Below are 22,592 nucleotides of genomic sequence, written 5' to 3' on the forward strand. Positions count from 1 at the left end.
TTCACAAGGTTTAGTGTCATTGAGGGATATTTGGATCAATATTCATTACGGGAGATGAACCGCCCATTGCGGACCCGCATGATGGGTGGTGTGGGGGCTGGAGGTTAGAGACCTCCGGCTACCCGATTATGTTTTTAGTAGGTGGCAACTTCACTTAACCACCAGTTTAATTCGTCGTCTAACTGCCAGATTTCAGGAGCAACACAAGACTTTTGAATCACTCTTTCTTCAGAGTGAATATCAAGCGCTTCAAGTTCTAATTCTCCGGTTTCCCAAAGGGTTGCTCTGGCGACAAGCTTATCGGTATCTAAATCTATGTATCGTGCTTTCTTGGAATCACCAAGTTCGCCTGTGATGGATGCTTCATAGCCCTCACAAGTGAATATTTTCTGCTTTGATAACTTCCACACTTCTAAGTGCTTTAATAGCTCATTCATAGTTTTTTAAACATAACAATTTTGTAGTGCGCGCGTCGCGCATATTTCTGCCGATGTCACGCTCATGTATACAATAAGTATATTTTTAACAAATAACATAATGTATTGCCAGCTATAATTTTTTATTGTTCCTAAAGATATTCAGAAAAAAGAAAATGCGCTCGTCGCTCATTTTCTTGAATATGGGAGCCAAACAACTACACTGTACACATATACAGCATGACTATTGGTGATGACATGAAAACGCGCTCCCCATTTTTAAATTATATCGCTGATTATATGTTGGTACGTCAGTATTCATTACGTACCGTGGACACCTACCTGAGATGGATTGCATCTTATATCCATTTTCATGATAAGCGCCACCCGGCCTCAATGGGAGACAATGAAGTCGAACGCTATCTAGAACACTTAGTGTTAAAGCAAAACGTTGCACCGCGTACGCAAGCAACGGCTCTCAATTCATTGTCATTTTTATATAAGCACATAATAAAAAATGAGCTGTCGTTAAACTTAAATTTTGCTCGCAGTAAAAAACAAGCAAAACTGCCTGTCGTGATGACCCCAGAAGAAGTCAAAATATTAATGGCTCATTTAAATAAACGCTATTATTTAATTGCTGCCCTTATGTATGGAAGTGGTTTAAGAGTAATGGAAGCTGTGCAATTAAGAGTGAAAGATATTGATTTTGATTATAAATGTATTCAAGTATGGAATGGCAAAGGCAATAAACACCGTATTGTTACGTTGGCCACAGAGCTAATTCCTATGCTGAGAACTCAAATTTTAAACGTTGATGACTATTTAAAACTTGATTTAAAGAATACCGATTATGCTGGCGTATGGATGCCATATGCTTTAACAAAAAAATATCCTTGCGCCGCAAAATCAATTGCGTGGCAGTATTTATTTCCCTCTCATATATTAAGTACAGATCCTCAAAGTGGTGAAATAAGACGACATCATTTTCATCACTCGTGCATAAGAAAAGAAGTAAAGAAAGCAGTTCAAAAATCGGGATTAACAAAAATAATAACACCGCATACCTTGCGTCATTCATTTGCAACGCATCTATTGCAAAGTGGCGCCGATATCAGAACAGTTCAAGCTCAGCTTGGCCATTCTGATGTCAAAACAACACAAATATATACTCATGTTTTACAGCAAGGAGCAAATTGCGTAGTGAGCCCCTTAAGTAAAATATTTTAAACTTTATCAATGTTCGCTTCACGCCAAAAGTATGATGAAAAAGCACGTCTATTTGATTAAAAAATGATGCCATTACAATTTTGATGAGAATTCACCAAAAAGCGCATTGTGAGAACGTAGTATTGGTGATTTTTAGATAATTTAAAAGGGAAATTTACAACACCCAAATGAGGAATTTGGGTGGCAGTCTTACCAGCCACATCTCGGCACACACGTCACAAACTGTGGCTGCTCCCTTCCGGGCCTGACCAGGTTCGCCTGCTAGTGTTGCGAGAGGACCAATAAGACTACCATTGAGGGCCTTGGTTGGCGCGGGAGGGATTATCTCTACTTTTGCTGTGTTATTCAAGGGGAAACACAAAAAGAAAGTGCGATTGCATGTTAAACATACAATCGCACTGTTTTTTAAACGATTTAAGTAAGATTATTGATTATCTAACTCTTTTTTTACGTTGCGTAGTACAGCTTTTATTTTTTTCATGTTTTCAGGGCCCATGCGTAGCAGTTGTTTTTGTGCCGCCGGTAGGCGTTCCCATTCTGAGTAAGCATATTGATAAGTGACTGAATCACGTAACAGTGGCATATCCCCTTTTGGCTCTGGGGTATCTAGCAGCAATTCTATGGCGTCAGTAAGTGTTTGATTAAACGCATCACCTTGATAGCCTATTTCTGTATATGCATCATTGATAAGTGGTTTGTACTCATCGTATAAACGTACGATTTGTGCTGCACTCATGCTAGTAAAGATTTTTACATAAGGGGTATAACGCTCATAGCTGTTTGGATCAATGGTAAGAATATCACCCTCTACTACACTAAAGCCTTCTTCTAACTTAATAACGGGAGTGTGTTTTTGGGCAATTTTACCTTTGGCAAGATTATCTATAAATACCACACCGCGACGAATAACATCGTCGTTTATAACCAAACTCATAGCTGCATCACCTAAGTATTCGTCTAACTTAGCAACAACGACAGGATCGCTTTCATCAAGAGTAGGTAGTGGTTCTACTTGCGGCTCAGGCTCTACTGGGCGTGGTGTTGGCACGGCTAAATCAGCAGGCTTTTCAGGATTAACAGATGGGGCATTAACAACCGGATCGTTCTCTGGTTTTAGCTCCATCATGGGGCGCTCTGCTACGGGTTGCTCAACTTCGGTTGCTGTTTGTGACTCATCACTTGAGTTTAATAACACAAACGCTGCAGCAATAATGATAATAATTAAAATGATGCCTGCAAATAAAAGGTTATTATTCGGTGGACGTTTTTGAACATCTGACGCTGATGGTTGATCTGACATACGAACTCCATAAATATTAAAATGCGATAACAGTAAGAGTACCCTAAATGGATTTAATTCATAGCCTACACTAATAATTATTAACGTAGCTAAGGTATCCTTTGATTCTTCTAGCTTAAAGACTTACAGTTAATAAATAAAGTAAAGACGCTTAACCGCTTAATTGCAACGACGAAACTCAACTATGAAAATCAAGCAAATCGATAAAAACAAACCTAAAGTTGCTCTGTTACTGACCGGTGGTGGTGCACGTGCCGCTTACCAAGTTGGGGTTCTTAAAGCGCTCGCGCAAAGTATGCCGCGTACCGCCCCGCTACCATTTACTATTATTAATGGTACATCTGCCGGAGCGATCAATTCAGCCGCGCTAGCAAGCTATGCTTCATGCACCCATTTGGCGGTACGTAAACTGGAATCTGTTTGGAAAAACTTTTCTACGTCAATGGTATATAAAAGTGATTTTATCAGCGTGTTTGGCCATTTAATGCGTAACATGCTGACCAGTTTTCAATCTGAACATATTAATCATCCACCAGCGAGCTTGTTGAATAATCAGCCTTTACGTAATTTACTTAATGAAATTTTAGATTTAACTCGCATTGAGCGTAATTTACACCGTAATTATTTAGATGCGCTGTCAATCACCGCATCAAGCTATACCACGGGTGATTCTGTGGCGTTTTTTCAATCTAATACACAATCACCTTGGCGGCGCGCTAAACGCGAAGGCCAAGCGACCCGTATTAACGTTGAACATTTAATGGCGTCCAGTGCAATTCCTATGGTGTTTCCGAGCGTAAATGTATACAACCACTACTTTGGTGATGGCTCTATTCACCAATTGTCGCCACTGAGTCCATGTGTCCATTTAGGCGCTGAAAAAATATTTATTATTGGTGTTGATCAGCCCAAAGAAGCTCATCCGCCGGGTTATCTCCCTCACTTCCCAGGGTTATCCTCAATTGCGGGCCATTTGCTCGACAGTGTGTTTACCGACACCTTACAGTCAGATCTTGAGCGCCTTGAACGAATTAACCGAACTTTAGGTTTGTTACCTGGGCGTGATAAACACCAAGAATTAAAGCAAATACAAAGTTTTGTGATCAATCCATCAGAAAACTTTAACGCCATTGCTGCAAACTATTACGGTGATATGCCTTTAGCCATTAAAATATTACTGCGCATGATCGGGGTTAAAAAACGTTCTCAATCGAGTTTAACCAGTTACTTATTGTTTGAAAAACGCTATACCCAGCATTTGATTGAAATTGGTTATAAAGATGGTTTAGAGAAACTGCCACAGATACGCGAATTTTTAGAGCTCGATTAACAGTTAACGATTCACTAATCCGTACCATCGAGTAAATAGCACTCTACCCGCTCTACTCGTCGAGGTTTACCTTGTAGTACAAGAATATCTCCGGCGAGTAAAATAGTGTGCAGCGATGGACTCTCAATTTCACGATCTTTGCGCCGTAATGCTCGCACTGATACTTTACGTTTTTCGAGATTTAATTCATTAATATTTTTAGCAACCGCAAAAGCATGTTCAGGCAGTGCTATTACGTGTAAATACTCAAGCCGCTCGGCATTGTTTTCTTCACTATCAAATTTATCTCCGGCAAAAAAACCATGTAAAAATTGATAGCGATTCCGCCGCTCTTTACTAACCCGCCTAACAATACGCGACATTGGTACGCCCGACATAGACAACACGTGCGACACTAACATTAAGCTCGCTTCCAGCGTTTCTGGCACCACCTCAGTCACGCCAAGCTCTTTGAGTGCTTCGAGATGACTATCATCGCGCATACGTACCAGTATTTTCACGTCAGGAGCTATTTGCTTTATCGCATCGATCACGATTTGCGCATGTTCAAAATCGGTGAAAGTAATGATCACTAGTCGAGCTCGTTCGACTCCTGCTGATTTTAAAATATCTTTTTGTTTTACATGACCAAAAATAACGGGCTCTCCAGCTGCTTTGGCCTCTTGAACTAGTATTGGGTTACTTTCAACAGCAACATACTCTATTGCTTCTGGCTTTAAAAACCGCGCAATAGTTTGCCCAACCCGAGAGAACCCACAGATCACTACATGGTTTTGATACAAGGTGCTACTGTTAGGCTGTTGCTGCCACTCACCGCTGGGGGTTTTTAATACCCCAAGTTGTTTTAATAACCAAGGCGTCGATTCTATTAAATAAGGTGTTAAGCCCATCGACATGACTGCAATAGCAATTAAAAATGAGGCGTGATCTAAAGCTAATAATTGGTGTTTAGTAGCAAGCGCAATTAATACAAAACCAAACTCGCCCATTTGCCACAGCATGATGCCTGCTGCAATTGCATCTTGTTTTCGCTCGCCCATCAGTTGCGCTAAGAAAGTAATAACACCAATTTTTAATACTAGCATTAGCGCTAATGCAGCCACTATCCAATACCATACACCAAACACATATAGAATATCGAGCTGCATGCCGACAGTGACAAAAAATAGGCCCATTAAAATATCGCGAAATGGTCGAATATCAGCTTCTAATTGATGTCGGTACTGGCTTTCGCCGAGCATCATTCCTGCTAAAAATGCGCCCAGCGCCATCGATAAGCCAAATAAATACGTTAAGCCTGCGGCAAATAAGGCAACCACTAAAGTAGTCAAAACAAACAATTCATCGGTGCGCATTAATGCAACTTCGCTAAAGACTTTTGGCAATACCCACTTGCCTATCATCCATAACAACAAACATACAAACGCGCCTTTAGTTAAAGCGAAAGTCAGCGCCCAGGCAATGCCTTCAGTACCACTGCTTTGGGCCAGTAAAGGTAAAGTAATCAGTAACGGCACCACCGCAATATCTTGAAATAATAACATTCCGATAGCGAGCTGCCCTCGCCGCTGTTTAAGTTCGCCGGTTTCTTTAAGTAATTTAACCACCACCGCTGTTGATGACAGCGCCATTAATGTCGCGATAGTAAAACTACTCAGCACAGACAAATCCATCAGCAATAAAATCAGCATAAATACAATACTTGTAACTATTACTTGCAACGTGCCCAAGCCAAATACAATATTGCGCATTGCCATTAAGCGGCCAACAGAAAACTCCAGCCCTAAACTAAATAATAAAAATACAATACCAAGCTCAGCTACAAAATGTATTTCATGACTTTGCGCCATCCAGCCAATACCATGACTACCCGCTAATAAGCCAGTAGCAAGGTAGGCGAGGATCGGCGGTAAGCCAATGCGCTTAAATAACCATACCAGCACCACAGCAGCCAGTAATAAGCCAAATATTTGAGCCAATACACTTTGCAAATAAACCTCCTATTTATATTATTGCCATACCGTCAAAATTTTAGCTGCTTAAGAGTTAACTATAGCAACTATCTGTTTTTCAGCCAGTTTGGAATAGTGGCACAAAAATCGCTTAGGAAAGTAATAACAAACTCCTAGGGGGAGAAAACCATGGAAAATGTCCATATTTTGACGCAGCGCATCTCAGCACGTGGCGAGTTCCTGCCGTTTTCGGCAGAGCATTACCGTAATAATGAGCCCGCAGCTATCCATAGTTTGCTCGAGAAACTGCAAACAACGTTGAACATAGAAGAGCTACTAACGATTTATGCTGAACACGCAAAGCAGCTTATTAATTTTTCAGGCTTGCAGTTTCAGTCATCTCTTGGGGTGGCACAAATTGCTAATAGTGATAACAGCAAACCGCCATATTCATTTAATTTAGACATAAATAATGAACATTTAGGACAGCTTATCTATTTTTGCCAATATCCGCTTTCGGGCAATATTGAACAAAAGTTAGTTGGCTTACACTGCGCATTGGTTTACCCATTACGCAATGCATTAATGTATAGCCGCGTACTAAAACTAGCGACTAAAGACACCTTAACAGGGCTTAATAATCGTAGTCAGTTTGATGCTATTTTGACGCAAAAATTAGAGCGCTTTCGCCGCCATCATCGCCCATTTAGTTTAATGTTGTTAGATTTAGATAACTTTAAACAAGTTAATGATAGCTACGGTCATAAAATTGGCGATGACGTATTACAAGAGTTTGCCAACGTTTTATGCAGTAGTATTCGCGGCACAGATTCTGTATTTCGTTTTGGTGGTGATGAGTTTGCAGTATTAATTGATGATCCTGAATTTACCACAAATAAAGTGATTGCTCAGCGAGTGATGCAGTTAGTGGCGCAGTCAAGTTTAATGAAACAATATGAAGTCACCACCAGCATTGGATTTACCTTGGCAAACAGCAAAGATTGTGAGAATGAGATTTTTGCCCGCGCCGATAAAGGTTTATACAAGGCCAAAGCATCAGGGCGTAACTGCGCTAAAGCGTATTAATTAAAGGTAAGCCTAGTTCCCCCCCTAGGCCTTACTTTGATACTTATACTAACTTTTTGACTTGACCAATAACTTATAGCCTAATAGTGCTAAGCAAAAACCAAAAAAGAAACCACTAATTAGGTATAACAAAGCAGCCATGCTGGTCAGTGGTACAACAATGACCATTAATAATGGAATACTCACCCCAACAATAAAAAATAGTCCGCCTTTACCTAACCAGTACGCAATTAAAATAATCGCACACACCAAACCACCTGCAACCGAATACGCTAACGTTAATAGCGCCAGCTCAAACATTACCGTGGCAATGCCCGCTATAACGGCTGTAACTATAAGCCCTAACGGTGCTTTATTGACTAGTGATAAACCAACGTGTGGCTGTGACGTTGTCATATTTTTATCTCCCAAAATATACCTTTTTCATCGGCGTGTTCTGCACTTATAAAATGCCCTACGACATAAACTAATTGCTCATTATAAAAAATAAGTGGCACATTAGCACGTAACCATGGCGCTACTTTGGCATCTTTAAACCAATGTTTAATGCTGTTGTGACCCGGTTTTTTAAGCGGTTTAATACGCGCCTGAGGGCAATTAAACTGAACAGAAACGTGTTCATCAGGCAATGGCTTTCTAACTCCTATACCTGATAATTGTATGAGGGTGCGACCATCTGAAAGTAACTGTTTTTGAGCTGTTAGTGATTGGCTGTCAGGAACGCTTGTTTCACGTACAAAATATAAAAAGTTTTGATGCCGGCGTACTTGCCCTTCGGTTAACTGAATAAGTAGCTGCGCATCAGCTTTTGCTGTTAAACCTTGTGTAAGTATTTGCTGAGTTTGTTGTTGTGATGGCATAAGCGTCGTAAACTGTCCAAGCCAACAACGCAAAACATTTGCTTGGCGCGCAGCGCTAAAATTTGCTAGCTGTAAACAACTTAATCCTTGCTGGGTGTTTTGGCATTGACTTAAATCTAACTGAGTGTATTCATCAAGTACATCTTGCTGCTGTTGAAGAAGGTTAACACTGCGTGCTGCGCTTTTCTCAAAGCCGGTAAATCGTTCACTTAATAGAGGCACTATTTGCTGACGAATAAAGTTGCGATCAAAGCGCTCATCCGTATTTGAATCATCGGTAATATGCTCAAGCTTAAACTCGGTAGCAAATTGTTCAATACTGTGTCGAGTGCTGTTCAGCAGTGGCCGTAAACATTCTCGCCCAGAACTCAAGGTGCGAGTTTGCCGCATAGATGCTAAGCCTTGTAATCCTGAGCCGCGTTTTAGCCGCAGTAAAAACGTTTCTAGTTGATCATTTAAGTGCTGCCCTAGCAAAATAATACTGCCGCTTGGGCTATGCTGATCAAGTGCCTGATACCGAGCATCGCGGGCGAGCTCTTCTAGACTCGTGCGTGATTTATTGGTGATTTTTACCTGAGCCGAGTAAAAAGGAACTTTTACTATTGCACATAGTTTTTCGCAAAAATGCTGCCAATCGTCGCCATACTGACTTAAACCATGATTAACATAAACAGCGCTTAATTGCAGTTGCGGTATTTCAGCTTTTAGCGCATTCATTATATGCAGTAATACCACCGAATCCACACCACCAGAGAGCGCTACCGTAAATGCGGTTTTGTGCTCATCGGTATAAGGCGTAATGGCATTTTTTACTTGTTGGTATAACGATGTAGTTTGCATGAGTAACCATCAACTTAAATTTAGTAGTGCTCCTAGCTCCTAGCTCCTAGCTCCTAGCTCCTAGCTCCTAGCTCCTAGCTCCTAGCTCCTAGCTCCTAGCTCCAAAGCATTCTAAAACAAAAAAGCCGCAATAGCGGCTTTTTTTCATCAATTTGGTTGTTTTGTTTATCTTAACAATAACCAAACGACATTAAACGTTTATAGCGTTGATCAAGCATCTCATCCAGTGACAGAGCTTGTAAATCAGCTAAATCGCGCTTAAGTTGATTTTTCAGGTTACGCGCCATACCTTCGTAGTTACGGTGTGCGCCACCTAATGGCTCTTCAACTAAGCTGTTGATCAAATCAAGCTCTTTAACACGCTCAGCGGTTACACCCATCGCTTCTGCAGCAAGAGGTGCTTTATCAGCGCTCTTCCACAAAATTGATGCACAACCTTCTGGTGAAATCACCGAGTAAGTACTGTACTGCAACATGTTAACGCGATCACCTACACCAATGGCTAGAGCACCACCTGAGCCACCTTCACCAATAACCGTACAAATTGTTGGCACTTTTAATGCTGCCATCACTTTAAGGTTACGTGCGATTGCTTCAGATTGGCCTCGCTCTTCAGCGCCAACACCAGGGTATGCACCTGGGGTGTCGATAAAGGTCATAATTGGCATTTTAAAACGCTCTGCCATTTCCATTAAGCGTAATGCTTTACGGTAACCTTCAGGCTTTGGCATACCAAAGTTGCGTTTAATTTTTTCAGCTGTGTCACGGCCTTTTTGTTGGCCAATAACCATCACTGGTTGACCTTCAAAGCGTGCAACACCGCCTAAAATTGCCGGATCATTCGCAAAAGTACGATCGCCAGCAAACTCGTCAAATTCCGTGAAAATACGCTCGATATAATCTCGAGTATAAGGACGCAACGGATGACGGGCTAACTGAGAAACCTGCCAAGCACCTAATTTAGAGAATATTTCCTCTTTCATTTTAGCGCTTTTCTCTTTTAATCGACTGACTTCCTCTTCTAACTCAAGGTCTAAATCGCCAGCGCGGCTTATATTTTGTAACTCTTCAATTTTTGCTTCTAACTCTGCGATTGGAAGCTCAAAATCAAGATAATTGAGGCTCATGCTCTAAACTACCTAATTAGTTAAATTCTAGTTCTACATCTTGCGCCGCCATTAACGATAACTTATGAATTAAGTCATCACTAGGCGTAACACACCATTCTGTCCCGAGGGTTAACTGTGCCAACGCATCTGGACGCTGATAGTAAACCTTAATCGGACAAGTACCAAACTTATAAGGTTCGAGTACTTTTTGTAATTTATCGAAGAAGTTGGCTTCGATTTGCACCATATTTAGCGTCATTTTAATCGCTTTAATACGTTTTTCGCGCGCTTGCGCGATGGTGCATATGTCTCTAGCGGTCATTGTAATACCACCGGAGAAGTTATCAAAGCTGACCTGTCCAGATATTACCAAGATATTGTTGATTTGCAGCATATCTTGGTACATTTCAAACTGTTCTGGGAATAAGCGTACATCAATACGGGCACTCTTGTCATCTAAAGTTACAAGCCCCCAACGATTTCCCTTTTTATTTACTAGTGTACGTGCAGCTATAACAAGGCCTGCAGCGGTTGATTGCACATCACGATTAGTTGGCTGTAAATCCACTAATTTACCACTGGTGTAATATTTCAGCTCTTTACGATACTGATTTATTGGGTGCCCGGTTAAATATAAGCCTAAGGTTTCTTTTTCCCCATCAAGCCATTGGTTATCAGTCAGTGGCGTGGCTTTTATAAATGCTTGCTCGACTTCATCCGGCTCTGTCGCTAATAAACCAAATAAATCAGTTTGCCCTAACGACTCTGCTTTATGATGCTGATCAGCCGCTTTCATCGCGTCTTTTAAGCTTGCCAATAAAGTAGCACGCGCTGGTTGCGTTTTCTCGGGACCGAGTTGATCAAGCGCACCGGCGTAAATAAGTTTTTCGGTTACGCGTTTATTGATACGTTTTAAATCTACCCGCGCACAAAAATCGAATAGGTCTTTAAATGGCCCACCGTTACTTCGCGCTTCTAAAATTGCATCTACAGGCGCTTCACCCACGCCTTTGATAGCACCAATACCATAAACAATTTCACCCTTGAGGTTTACTGTAAACTTATAGGCACCAGCATTTACATCAGGCGGTAATAAAGTGAGCTTCATGTTCTCACATTCATCAACCAAGGTGACGATTTTTTCAGTGTTATCCATATCAGCCGACATCACCGCCGCCATAAATTCAGCAGGATAATGGGTTTTCATCCACAGCGTTTGGTACGATACTAACGCATAGGCTGCGGAGTGTGATTTATTGAAACCGTAGCCTGCGAACTTCTCTACCAAGTCGAAGATCTTAATCGCCAGTTCGCCGTCAATGCCGTTATTTCGCGCACCATCTTCAAATGTTGAACGCTGTTTTGCCATCTCTTCTGGCTTTTTCTTACCCATTGCACGACGTAACATATCGGCGCCACCTAGGGTGTAACCTGCCAGTACCTGAGCAATTTGCATTACTTGTTCTTGATACAAGATAATGCCGTAAGTCGGCTCCAAAATAGGCTTTAAGCTTTCGTGTTGATATTGTGCATCTGGATAAGAAATTTCTTCGCGACCAAGTTTTCGGTCGATGAAGTTATCTACCATACCTGACTGTAATGGCCCGGGACGAAACAAGGCTACCAAGGCGATCATATCTTCAAAGCAATCGGGCTTTAAGCGCCTTACTAAGTCTTTCATACCCCGGGATTCAAGTTGGAATACCGCGGTAGTTTCTGCTCTTAATAGCAGCTCTATACTCTTTTTATCATTCAGTGGAATGGTGTTGATATCTATTGACTCTTTGCCCTCTCGGGTTAAGCGCTCATTAGTCATATCAACTGCCCATTGCAAAATGGTCAGGGTTCGTAGACCTAAGAAGTCAAACTTTACTAATCCGGCGGTCTCTACGTCATTTTTGTCAAACTGAGTAACCGGAAACTTACCTTCATCGTCACAATACAGGGCGGCAAAATCAGTAATTGTAGTCGGTGAAATAACCACACCACCGGCATGTTTACCAGCGTTACGTGTACAGCCTTCAAGGATGCGACACATATCGATTAAGTCTTTTACTTCTGTATCGCCATCGTAAGCTTCTTGCAGGCGTGGCTCAACATCAAACGCTTTTGCCAACGTCATGCCGGGATCGCCTGGGATCAGTTTTGATATACGGTCAACAAATCCGTACGGGTGGCCAAGTACTCGGCCAACATCACGTATTACCGCTTTTGCTGCCATAGTACCAAAAGTAATGATCTGTGATACCGCATCTCGTCCATACAGAGCCGATACGTGATCGATTACTTCATCGCGTCTATCCATACAGAAATCGACGTCGAAATCCGGCATTGATACACGTTCAGGGTTCAAGAAGCGCTCGAAAAGTAAATCAAATTCAAGCGGATCAAGATCGGTAATTTTCAGCGCGTAAGCCACTAACGAACCCGCACCTGAACCACGTCCTGGACCAACTGGAATATTGTTATCTTTACTCCACTGGATGAACTCCATTACGATCAAGAAGTAACCAGGGAAACCCATTTGGTTAATTACATCGAGCTCGATTTGCAAACGCTCGTCGTATTCAACACGTTTTTCTGCTCGGTCCGCTTCATCAGGGAATAAAAACTGTAGGCGCTCTTCAAGACCGTCTCGGGATACTTTCACCAAGAAGTCTTCAATTTTTAATGAGCCAGTTGGATAATCTGGTAAGAAATACGTACCAAGCTGCACCGTCACATTACAGCGTTTGGCGATTTCCACACTGTTTTGCAGCGCTTCTGGGATATCACTAAACAGCTCAGCCATTTGTGCTGGGGTTTTTAAGTACTGCTCTTCAGAGAAGCGCTTTGGTCGGCGTTTATCATCAAGCGTATAGCCGTCAAATATTGCTACACGTATTTCGTGGGCCTCGAAGTTTTCAGGCTTCAAAAATACCACTTCGTTGGTAGCCACCACTGGCAATTGCTCAACGGTTGCAAGCTCAACCGCTAAGTGTAAATAGTCTTCTTCTTGTGTACGCTTAGTACGTATCAACTCAATATAGTAGTTATCACTAAAATGCTGTTTATAAAAACTAACCACCGACTCAACTGTCGCTGGGTTGCCTTTTAATAGCGCTTTACCTAAATCGCCATCTTTGGCACCAGAGAGTAAAATAAGCCCTTCTTTGTGCTCAACTAACCAATCTCGTTCAATAACAGGGCGATGAAATAAATGCCCACGTTGATACGCTTTAGAGATTAAAAGGGTAAGATTTTTATAACCGACATTATCTTTAGCTAAAATAACTAACCGACAAGGCCCTTCTGGAAACTCTGGGCTGTGTAACCAAAAATCAGCACCAACAATTGGTTTAATACCCGCATTATGAGCGGTGTCATAAAAGCGCACTAAACCACATAAGTTCATTTGGTCGGTAATGGCCAATGCCGGTAATTGTAATTCCTGCGCTTTGGCGACAATCGGTTTAGTTTTCGCTAAACCATCGACCATTGAAAAGTCTGAATGAACCCGTAAATGCACAAAATCTGGAGCTGCCATTACTTCTCCTGCATCACCAGTACACGTTGTACTGGTTTAAAGCTTTTACGATGTTCACTAATGGCGCCGTACTGCTCAAGAGCAGCAAAATGTGCCTTGGTTGGGTAGCCTTTATGACCTGCAAAACCATATTCTGGATAGCGTTTATCAAGCTCAATCATTTCATCATCACGGGCAACTTTAGCAATAATGGATGCTGCTGAGATCTCTGCCACCAGACTGTCGCCTTTTATTACGGCTTGTGCCGGCATACTGAGCGCAGGCAGGCGATTGCCATCGACAAATACAAACTCAGGGGTGGTACTTAAGCCTTCAACCGCACGAGTCATTGCCAGCATAGTGGCATGGAGAATATTTAACTCGTCGATTTCTGTGGGGCTACATCGGCCAATGGACCAACACAGCGCTTTTTCTTTGATCTCAATTGCTAGTGCTTGGCGTTTTTTATCGGTTAACTTTTTTGAATCCGCAAGACCAGCTATCGGTTTAGCTGGATCGAGGATCACCGCAGCGGTCACTACATCGCCAACTAATGGCCCACGGCCGACTTCGTCAACGCCAGCGATAAAGCTGAGGTTAGGTCGTTCAATTTGCATCTATAATCTCCGCAACAGCAGTGGCTGCTTGCTCACTAGCATTTAAGCGTATTTGCTGGTGAATGGCTAAAAAACGCGCTTTTAACTCGCGATTATCACTATTTAGCATTGGTTCAAGGGCGTTCGTTAGGTTTTCAACGCTGCAATCATGCTGCATAAATTCAGGCACTAGCTCTTCGTCAGCTAATAAGTTTGGTAACGAAAAGTATTTAATATTAAAAGTGAATAAACTTTTAAAAATCCAATAACTTAGGGATTTTATTTTATAGCCAACCACCATAGGTTTTTTATAAAGCATGCCTTCCAGGGTCGCGGTACCTGATGCAATTAAAATCACATCTGCCGCTTGCATTGCAAGGTTCGATTGCCCATCCAACAACTGAATATTTAGTTGTGGCGCTGTAGCTGCCAAAATAGCACTAAATTGTGCTTTGCGTTGCTCATTTACTAATGGCACCACTATTTTTAAATCAGGATTTTTAGCTTGTAGCCCGGCCGCTGTTTTAAGGTAAGTTTCACTAAGCAACCCTACTTCTGAGCCTCGACTACCTGGCAATAATGCCAGTACTTTATCATCAAGGCTTAAACCCAATTGTTGACGCGCTGCGCTGTCGTCATGCTTAAGGGCAATATCATCAGCCAGTGTATGGCCAACAAAAGTACATGGCACATTATGTTTATCGTAAAATGCTTTTTCAAACGGTAATAAAGCCAGCACCATATTGGTTGCAGCGCTGATTTTGTGGATACGTTTTTCTCGCCATGCCCACACTGATGGACTTACATATTGAATCGTTTTAATCCCAGCATCTTTTAACGGCTTTTCAACCCGTAAATTAAAGTCAGGTGCATCAATACCTATATAAACGTCTGGCGGGTTATCAATAAAGTGTTGGACTAGTTGCTTGCGAATTTTTAATAACCGCGGTAATCGGCCTAGCACTTCCACTAAGCCCATTACAGCTAACTCTTCCATATCAAATAAGCTACTACAGCCTTGCGCCTGCATTTTCGGCCCTGCAATACCTTCAAAAATGGCATCAGGGTAGCGCTGTTTCAATGCTTTAATTAGGCCTTCACCTAAAATATCACCAGAGAGCTCTCCAACTACAATCGCTATACGTAGTGGCTGTTTATCTTTATTCATGGCTGTTTTTTATTCACAAGTCAACAAGACGGTCATAGGCAGTAGTCTAGCTTGTTTTACTGCGCGATTAAATGACACACCCTGAATAAATTAGAGAAACCTTCAGCAACGTACCTTTACTGATACAATTAGAACTATTTGCCTGTTTTTCAAACATATATTGGTAAATAGTTAAGCTCTGTGTTTCACTAACTAAAGCTGATTAAAAAGCGTCGCATTAATCATAATGGGGTAATATTTATCCATGTTGTGATTGACAATAATTAACCAAAAGAGAATAATGCATAAAGTTTCAATAATTACTGAAACTTCATTAACTAACTTTTGCTTACTTTATTTGTTTTGTGACTCGCCCGCACATACAAGGAGCTATAAAAAATGATAGATGAAACCTTTGTGGATCTATCGCGATTACAGTTTGCTGTCACCGCCCTGTTTCACTTTTTATTTGTACCACTGACTCTAGGTATGACCTGGATTTTAGTGATCATGGAGTCGGTTTATGTAATGACCGGCCGAGAAATCTACCGTGATATGACCAAGTTTTGGGGTAAACTATTTGGCATTAACTTCGCCATTGGTGTAGCCACAGGCCTTACCATGGAGTTTGAATTTGGTACTAACTGGTCTTATTACTCTCATTATGTGGGCGATGTATTTGGCGCTCCCCTTGCGATAGAAGGGTTAATGGCATTCTTTTTAGAATCGACCTTTGTGGGTATGTTCTTTTTAGGCTGGGAGCGGCTCAGTAAACGCCAGCATTTAGGTGCAACCTTTTTAATGGCTATTGGTACTAATATGTCTGCGCTGTGGATATTAGTCGCTAATGGTTGGATGCAAAATCCTGTCGGTGCTGAATTTAACTATCAAACTATGCGCATGGAAATGACTAGTTTTGCCGAGCTTGTGTTTAACCCTGTCGCACAAGTTAAGTTTATTCATACTGTGTCTGCGGGCTATGTTGCCGCATCCATGTTCGTATTGGGGATCAGTAGTTGGTATATCCTTAAGGGCCGTGATCTCGCTTTTGCAAAACGCTCTTTTTCAGTCGCCAGCGGCTTTGGTTTAGCCTCAGTATTGTGTGTTATTTTACTTGGCGATGAATCAGGCTATGAAGTCGGTGAAGTACAAAAAGTAAAACTGGCAACCATTGAAGCTGAATGGCACACCGAGGAAGCACCCGCTGCGTTTACGTTAGTTGGGATCCCTGATTCCGATAAACAAGTGACCCATGCTGCCGTTAAAATCCCGTATGCACTAGGCTTAATAGCGACCCGCTCGCTAGATGAGCAAGTCATCGGCATTAATGATTTAGAAAAACAACACGAAGTGCGTATTCGTAACGGTATGATCGCTTATAAATACCTTGAAAAACTGCGCAGTGGTGATGACTCAGCTGAGAATATTGCAAAGTTTGACACCCTCAAAGCTGATTTAGGCTACGGCTTATTGTTAAAGCGTTATACACCAAATGTAGTGGATGCAACTGAAGCACAAATTCAGCAAGCCGTTAAAGATTCGTTCCCTCAAGTAGGCCCGATGTTTTGGTCATTTAGGATCATGGTTGGCTGTGGTGTGATTATGCTGGGCGTATTTGTATTGTCTTTTTATTACAATGCACATCGTGTGATTGAACAAAAACGTTGGTTATTGTGGGCTGCGGTGTGGAGTATCCCTCTACCTTGGATAGCAATTGAATTTGGCTGGATAGTTGCCGAGTATGGCCGTCAGCCGTGGGCAATTTCAGAAATACTGCCGACCTTTTTAGCGACCTCGTCACTGACTGTCAATGATATTTTAATAAGCTTAACCGGCTTTATCGTATTCTACACCGGCCTTGCTATTGTCGAAGGCTGGCTGATGCTGCGATTTGTAAAAATAGGACCAAGTTCATTGCACACTGGTAAATATCACTTTGAACATTTAGATGAGCATACTAATGGCGACCAAATAACTGACGAGCAAGGAGCAAAATCATGATTTTCGATTATGAAACGTTAAAGTTACTTTGGTGGGTTATCATCGGCGTATTGTTAATTGGTTTTGCAATCACCGATGGTATGGACATGGGCGTGGCTATGCTTATCAAGTTAGTTGGTAAAACCGACAGTGAACGCCGTGTGGTGATCAATACGGTAGGTCCACACTGGGATGGTAACCAAGTATGGTTTATCACCGCAGGGGGTGCCTTATTTGCAGCGTGGCCGATGGTTTATGCGGCTGCATTTTCGGGCTTTTACTTTGCTATGATGTTGGTATTGTTTGCCTTATTTTTTAGACCTTTGGGTTTTGACTATCGCAGCAAAATTGACTCTCCACGCTGGCGTAACAATTGGGATTGGGGCTTATTTGCTGGTAGTGCTATTCCTGCTCTGGTATTTGGCGTGGCCTTTGGCAATCTGTTTTTAGGTGTGCCATTTAGTATTGATGAATACCTTAGAACCAGCTACCAAGGATCTTTCTTTGCATTATTAAATCCATTTGCCTTATTAGCCGGCTTGATCAGCGTAACTATGTTACTTGCCCATGGCGGTATGTGGTTACAGCTGCGTACAGACAGTGATGTTGCTCGTCGCTCAGCGCAATATGGTCGTTATGCACTGTTAGCATTCATCGTGTTATTTGCTGTTGCAGGTATTTGGATTGCTAATCTTGATGGTTACCAAATAATCTCGATGGGTGATACGCAAGGCTTTGCAAACCCACTAGATAAAACAGTAACCACCTCTGCAGGTGCTTGGTTAAACAATTATCAACAAATGCCTTTAACTATGCTGTTCCCTGCAGTCGCTTTTTTAATGGCTGTATTAGCGTGGATATGTTCAAAAATTAATAGACCGGGGCTGGCATTAATAGCAACAAGCTTTATGCTTGGCGGTGTGATCATGACGGCTGGAATGTCCTTATTCCCATTTATTATGCCATCAAGTAATCACCCTGATATTAGTTTAACAATATGGGATGCGGTTTCTAGCCATAGAACATTGAATGTAATGTTTATTGCAGTAAGTATTTTTGTGCCACTTATTTTACTTTACACCACATGGTGTTATGTGAAAATGTGGCGTAAAGTAACCGTAGAAGAAATTGAAAATAACAGCCATGGCAGTTACTAAGGAGATTTGATCTATGTGGTATTTTGCTTGGATACTCGGTGTTTTATTAGCCTGTACGTTAGGTGTGATCAACGTTATGTGGTACGAATTTGGCCAGAACAAAGACAGTATCGCTGACGACGAACAAGAATTACACGATAGGCTTAATCGCCAAAATGACGACTAACCCCCGACCAAATCGCGCGCAGCAAACTACGCTGCGCGCGTTTTTAAAAACGCATTCCAATCACGCAGGCAGTCTTTTAAAAGTCAGTATTGCGCTAGGAACATTTAACGCATTATTGATGATTGCCAGTGCTTATTTAGTGGCACGATCAATTCATTTAGTGATGTTTGAACACGCCAATTTAGCCACTATTACCCCTTTACTTTGGCCATTAGCAGCATTGATTTTAGGGCGCGGAATATTACTTGGATTTTCGCAGCGCATAAGTGCCCAAGCCGCACTTAAAATTAAAACTACAATGCGCCATGCTTTACTCGAGAAACTCACCTTACTTGGGCCAAGTTATATTGAACAACAAGGTCATGGCGCGACTTTAAACACCCTACACAATGGTGTTGAAGCACTGCACGATTATTATGCTAATTATTTACCGAGTGTGGCTTACAGTGCGCTTATTCCTTTGGCTATCCTGATGGTGATTTTTCCTACCGATTGGAAAGCTGGGTTGATTTTTTTATTCACCGCCCCCCTAATTCCGTTTTTTATGATTTTGGTTGGCCACAAAGCAGAACAACTGAATCAACAACGTTGGCAACAACTAGCTGTGTTGGGTAATTACTTTTTTGACCGCTTACAAGGCTTAACCCAACTAAAGTTATTTAATGCGACTACGCGCGAACTAAAACAAATTGCCAAAATTTCCGATGACTTTCGCCATGCGACTTTAAACGTATTAAAAATCGCATTTTTATCATCTTTCGCACTCGAGTTTTTAGCGACCATTAGTGTCGCGTTAGTAGCGGTGATAATCGGTTTTCGGTTGTTTTTTGGTACCTTAGATTTTTCGACCGGCTTTGTTGTACTGTTACTTGCTCCGGAGTTTTATTTACCGCTGCGCCAACTCGGCAGCCATTACCATGCCCGATTAGAAGGGATTAGTGCCGCCGCTGATATGCTAAAAATATTAAATGAGCCACTCCCTGCTAAGGATCTTGAGAACATACAACCAAATACTCAAAATAGCTTAAACTTACCAAGTATCGAACAACTCAATATTGATAATTTAAATTTTCATTACCCACAAAGTAATGAAGGCGTTAACAATATAAACCTAACATTTGCAGGCACAGGCCTGCATGCCATCGTTGGTCAAAGTGGTGCTGGTAAAAGCACCTTACTCGATTGTTTATTAGGGTTTCATCCTCAGGTGATCAGTGCAATTACGGTAAATCAGCAACAACTAGCCGCATCACATATTAAGCAATGGCAGCAACATATTGCCTGGATCCCACAACAACCTACTTTATTATTTAACAGTGTCAAAGCTAACTTACTATTGGCCAAACCGGATGCCACACTCACGCAGCTAGAAACTGCAGCAGAGCAAGCTGGTGCACTTGAGTTTATCAATCAATTACCAGAGGGCTTTGACACTCAAATTGGTGAACAAGGCGAAGGACTCTCAGGCGGGCAAAAACAACGGATCGCTTTAGCTCGGGCATTTTTAAAACAAGCGCCAATTTTGATCCTTGATGAGCCAACCGCACACCTCGATAGCCAAACTGAGCAACAGGTGCAAGCGGCTATCAATCATTATGCACAGCAACATCTCGTTGTGGTGATAGCACATCGCTTAAATACCATTGCACAAGCTAAACAAGTTATTGTAATGAAAGATGGTGCTGTTATTGAACAAGGTAGCTTTAAAACCCTCATCGATAACCAAGGCGCGCTGTATGATTTAGTGCATGCAAGGAGTAAACAGCATGACTAATTTTTTACGTTTATTAAAACTGTGTAGACCGCACCTAGGTGCAATGCTGTTAGGGGCATTTTTAGCAACCTTAACAGTGCTGGCAAACGTTGGCTTATTGGCTATATCTGGCTGGTTTTTAGCCGCTATGGCTGCGGCTGGCTTGGCTGGCACGCAAATGAATTACTTTACCCCCGCTGGCGTCATTCGGTTTTTAGCGATAGTACGCACGGCCTCACGCTATGGCGAACGCTTAGTCACTCACAACGCCACCTTTTTATTGTTAAGTGAAATTCGCGTCAGTGTCTTTAACACTTTGAGTCAGTTAAGTAACGTTGATTTAGCCATGAGCCGCAGCGCGGATCTATTTAACCGCATGCAAAATGATGTTGAAGCGCTCGATAAATTTTACTTAAACGTATTATTACCGATGATTGTTGCGCTAATCAGCGTGCCAATTGTGGTTGCAATTATGGCAGCCTACAACAGTAATGTTGCGCTAATATGCTTTACTGCACTCTTAATAGTAGGCGTTGCCCTGCCGCTCATACTAAGTAAACAACTTCAGCAAACTGCCAACCTCGAAACTCACTATTCGGCGACTTTACGTGCTGAATTATCAGATACCCTAAGTGGCTTACGAGAGCTGGCTATCTATCAAGCCACCGAGCAACAAATTCAGCAATGTCGGGCAGCCAGTGAACGCTATAATCAGCAACTATTTGTTCGCCATAGCGCCGAAGCACATAGTAATGGCGTATCACTATTAATAGTACAACTGAGTATGCTCGGTGCCATTATGATAATTGCACCGCTAGTTTACAGCGGAGCTATGGCCAATGTTGAACTGGCAATGCTTAGTTTATTTGTGCTTGCTAGTTTTGAAACGGTGCTAACGCTGCCAAATGCGTTTATTCAATTGCCCGTAGCGCTAAGCGCTGCAAAGCGTATTTTTGATTTAGAAGATAAACTGCACCCTGAAACTACAAGCGTTCAGGAGTCGTTATCAGTGCAACCTTTAGGGCTTGAATTTAAAGGTCTTAGTTATTGTTACCACAGTGATACTTTTGCGCTTAACAACTTAAGTTTTGCTATTGAGCCACTGCAAAAAGTCGCGATTGTAGGCCAAAGCGGCAGCGGGAAAAGTACACTGGTTAATTTACTCAGTGGTTTATGGCCACAGCAAAATGGTGAAATAAATCTAACTTCAGCAGACAAAACCATAGCAATTAACGCGATCAGTCAACAAAATCGCTGCGAACTGATTAACATCGTCGCACAACAACATCATATTTTTGATGGCACCATTGCTGAAAACTTACGCTATGCGGCGCCCTCAGCAACTAAACAACAAATGCGTACAGCCTGTCAACAAACACAGTTAGGTGATTGGCTTAGCGAGTTAAAACTAAGATTAGACACCCGCTTAGGCACAGGTGGCAGAAGTTTGTCGCGCGGACAATCGCGGCGTTTAGCGTTAGCGCAAGCCTTACTCAGAGCACCGGCTATTTTAGTGCTTGATGAGCCAACCGAAGGCCTCGACAATCAATCTAAGCATCAAGTTATGGATGCGATATTAACCAGCATGGGGCACTGTACTGTGATCAGCATAACTCACGACCCTGCCTTACTTGCCAATATGGATAACGTAATTTGGTTAGAGCAAGGGCAAATAAAAGCGATTGCAACGCATCAGCAACTATTAGCAGAGCAACCTGAGTACGTGAACTTGATCACACGCTTTTAATCAATTACTTCAACGGTTACGTTAATAACGCCCGAGCTTGGCTCTGCGAGTTGCTCAAACGCATGCTTTGTTAAATCGATGATACGCCCGCGAATAAAAGGACCGCGATCATTCACTCTAACGACCACTGAACGGTTATTTGCTGTGTTTGTGACTTTAACTTTGCTGTTAAAAGGGAGCTGTTTGTGCGCCGCAGTCATGGCTTGTTGGTCAAACTTTTCACCACTAGCGGTCAGCCGACCATGGTATTTATCGGCATAAAAGCTAGCATTTCCCTGCTCACGAATACCTGTGCTTGTTGCAGAATAGTTTGTCGGCGAGCTACTACAGCCAGCTAAAATAGCCAGTGATAAGCTAATTAAAAGTGCTTTAATCAAAATTCAACGCTCCCTTAGAATGCATAAAGGTAGCAGGTATC

The 22,592-nt window shown here is 42.0% G+C and carries 18 protein-coding genes and 1 other RNA gene; 8 read left to right on the forward strand and 11 right to left on the reverse strand.

Annotation, left to right across the window (positions count from 1 at the left end; all coding sequences use genetic code 11):
• Window positions 1–134: 134 nt before the first annotated feature.
• Window positions 135–437, reverse strand: coding sequence for an immunity protein TriTu family protein (locus tag PSR9079_RS19795; protein WP_149982975.1), 303 nt, complete (start codon window positions 435–437; stop codon window positions 135–137).
• Between the two features lie 237 nt (window positions 438–674).
• Here PSR9079_RS19795 and PSR9079_RS19800 point away from each other — a divergent pair, with 237 nt between their 5' ends.
• On the forward strand, window positions 675–1,646 hold the full coding sequence (locus PSR9079_RS19800; protein ID WP_149983047.1) for an integron integrase: 972 nt from the start codon (window positions 675–677) through the stop codon (window positions 1,644–1,646).
• A gap of 187 nt (window positions 1,647–1,833) precedes the next feature.
• On the opposite strand, the gene ffs is transcribed toward PSR9079_RS19800, so the two are convergent.
• An RNA gene (gene ffs, locus PSR9079_RS19805) (signal recognition particle sRNA small type) lies at window positions 1,834–1,930 on the reverse strand.
• Window positions 1,931–2,070: 140 nt separating this feature from the next.
• Window positions 2,071–2,946: a DUF3014 domain-containing protein gene (locus tag PSR9079_RS19810; protein ID WP_145240520.1), complete on the reverse strand. Its 876-nt coding sequence runs from the start codon at window positions 2,944–2,946 to the stop codon at window positions 2,071–2,073.
• 184 nt (window positions 2,947–3,130) lie between these two features.
• Between PSR9079_RS19810 and PSR9079_RS19815 the strand changes: the two genes are divergently transcribed.
• Complete coding sequence (locus PSR9079_RS19815; protein WP_149982976.1) at window positions 3,131–4,276, forward strand: patatin-like phospholipase family protein; 1,146 nt, start codon at window positions 3,131–3,133, stop codon at window positions 4,274–4,276.
• Window positions 4,277–4,290: 14 nt separating this feature from the next.
• Here the strand turns inward: PSR9079_RS19815 and PSR9079_RS19820 are convergent, their stop codons facing one another.
• Window positions 4,291–6,267: a monovalent cation:proton antiporter family protein gene (locus PSR9079_RS19820; RefSeq protein WP_149982977.1), complete on the reverse strand. Its 1,977-nt coding sequence runs from the start codon at window positions 6,265–6,267 to the stop codon at window positions 4,291–4,293.
• A 150-nt stretch (window positions 6,268–6,417) separates the two neighbouring features.
• Here PSR9079_RS19820 and PSR9079_RS19825 point away from each other — a divergent pair, with 150 nt between their 5' ends.
• Window positions 6,418–7,314, forward strand: a complete 897-nt coding sequence (locus PSR9079_RS19825; protein ID WP_149982978.1) for a diguanylate cyclase — start codon at window positions 6,418–6,420, stop codon at window positions 7,312–7,314.
• Between the two features lie 48 nt (window positions 7,315–7,362).
• Here PSR9079_RS19825 and PSR9079_RS19830 read toward each other — a convergent pair whose 3' ends face one another.
• From PSR9079_RS19830 to lpxB, 6 genes are all read right to left on the reverse strand, one after another.
• Window positions 7,363–7,710 (reverse strand): hypothetical protein, encoded by a 348-nt coding sequence (locus PSR9079_RS19830; protein WP_149982979.1) that lies wholly within the window; start codon window positions 7,708–7,710, stop codon window positions 7,363–7,365.
• Entirely contained in the window at window positions 7,707–9,014 is a 1,308-nt protein-coding gene (gene tilS, locus PSR9079_RS19835; RefSeq protein ID WP_149982980.1) for a tRNA lysidine(34) synthetase TilS, read from the reverse strand. The genes PSR9079_RS19830 and tilS overlap by 4 nt, the downstream gene beginning before the upstream one ends.
• A gap of 170 nt (window positions 9,015–9,184) precedes the next feature.
• Window positions 9,185–10,141 (reverse strand): acetyl-CoA carboxylase carboxyl transferase subunit alpha, encoded by a 957-nt coding sequence (accA, locus tag PSR9079_RS19840; RefSeq protein WP_145240508.1) that lies wholly within the window; start codon window positions 10,139–10,141, stop codon window positions 9,185–9,187.
• A gap of 16 nt (window positions 10,142–10,157) precedes the next feature.
• A complete protein-coding gene (dnaE, locus tag PSR9079_RS19845; protein ID WP_145240506.1) occupies window positions 10,158–13,649 on the reverse strand; it encodes a DNA polymerase III subunit alpha in 3,492 nt (1,163 codons plus the stop codon).
• Window positions 13,649–14,245 (reverse strand): ribonuclease HII, encoded by a 597-nt coding sequence (gene rnhB, locus PSR9079_RS19850; RefSeq protein ID WP_149982981.1) that lies wholly within the window; start codon window positions 14,243–14,245, stop codon window positions 13,649–13,651. The genes dnaE and rnhB overlap by 1 nt, the downstream gene beginning before the upstream one ends.
• Window positions 14,235–15,392, reverse strand: coding sequence for a lipid-A-disaccharide synthase (gene lpxB, locus PSR9079_RS19855; protein ID WP_149982982.1), 1,158 nt, complete (start codon window positions 15,390–15,392; stop codon window positions 14,235–14,237). The genes rnhB and lpxB overlap by 11 nt, the downstream gene beginning before the upstream one ends.
• Before the next feature lie 378 nt (window positions 15,393–15,770).
• On the opposite strand from lpxB, the gene PSR9079_RS19860 reads away from it, so the two are divergent.
• From PSR9079_RS19860 to cydC, 5 genes are read left to right on the forward strand one after another with little or no spacing between them, the layout of a single operon-like run.
• Window positions 15,771–17,372, forward strand: coding sequence for a cytochrome ubiquinol oxidase subunit I (locus tag PSR9079_RS19860; RefSeq protein WP_149982983.1), 1,602 nt, complete (start codon window positions 15,771–15,773; stop codon window positions 17,370–17,372).
• On the forward strand, window positions 17,369–18,508 hold the full coding sequence (gene cydB, locus PSR9079_RS19865; protein WP_149982984.1) for a cytochrome d ubiquinol oxidase subunit II: 1,140 nt from the start codon (window positions 17,369–17,371) through the stop codon (window positions 18,506–18,508). The genes PSR9079_RS19860 and cydB overlap by 4 nt, the downstream gene beginning before the upstream one ends.
• 13 nt (window positions 18,509–18,521) lie before the next feature.
• Window positions 18,522–18,674: a cytochrome bd-I oxidase subunit CydX gene (gene cydX / locus PSR9079_RS19870; RefSeq protein ID WP_064667585.1), complete on the forward strand. Its 153-nt coding sequence runs from the start codon at window positions 18,522–18,524 to the stop codon at window positions 18,672–18,674.
• Window positions 18,664–20,448, forward strand: coding sequence for a thiol reductant ABC exporter subunit CydD (gene cydD, locus PSR9079_RS19875; protein WP_149982985.1), 1,785 nt, complete (start codon window positions 18,664–18,666; stop codon window positions 20,446–20,448). Before cydX ends, cydD begins: the two co-directional genes overlap by 11 nt.
• On the forward strand, window positions 20,441–22,174 hold the full coding sequence (gene cydC, locus PSR9079_RS19880) for a thiol reductant ABC exporter subunit CydC (protein ID WP_149982986.1): 1,734 nt from the start codon (window positions 20,441–20,443) through the stop codon (window positions 22,172–22,174). Before cydD ends, cydC begins: the two co-directional genes overlap by 8 nt.
• Here the strand turns inward: cydC and PSR9079_RS19885 are convergent.
• Window positions 22,171–22,554, reverse strand: a complete 384-nt coding sequence (locus PSR9079_RS19885; protein WP_179959229.1) for a septal ring lytic transglycosylase RlpA family protein — start codon at window positions 22,552–22,554, stop codon at window positions 22,171–22,173. The two genes, cydC and PSR9079_RS19885, sit on opposite strands and share 4 nt — an antisense overlap.
• Window positions 22,555–22,592 lie beyond the last annotated feature (38 nt).

The sequence above is a fragment of the Pseudoalteromonas rhizosphaerae genome, assembly GCF_902498845.1.
In the GTDB taxonomy this organism is placed as follows: domain Bacteria; phylum Pseudomonadota; class Gammaproteobacteria; order Enterobacterales; family Alteromonadaceae; genus Pseudoalteromonas; species Pseudoalteromonas rhizosphaerae.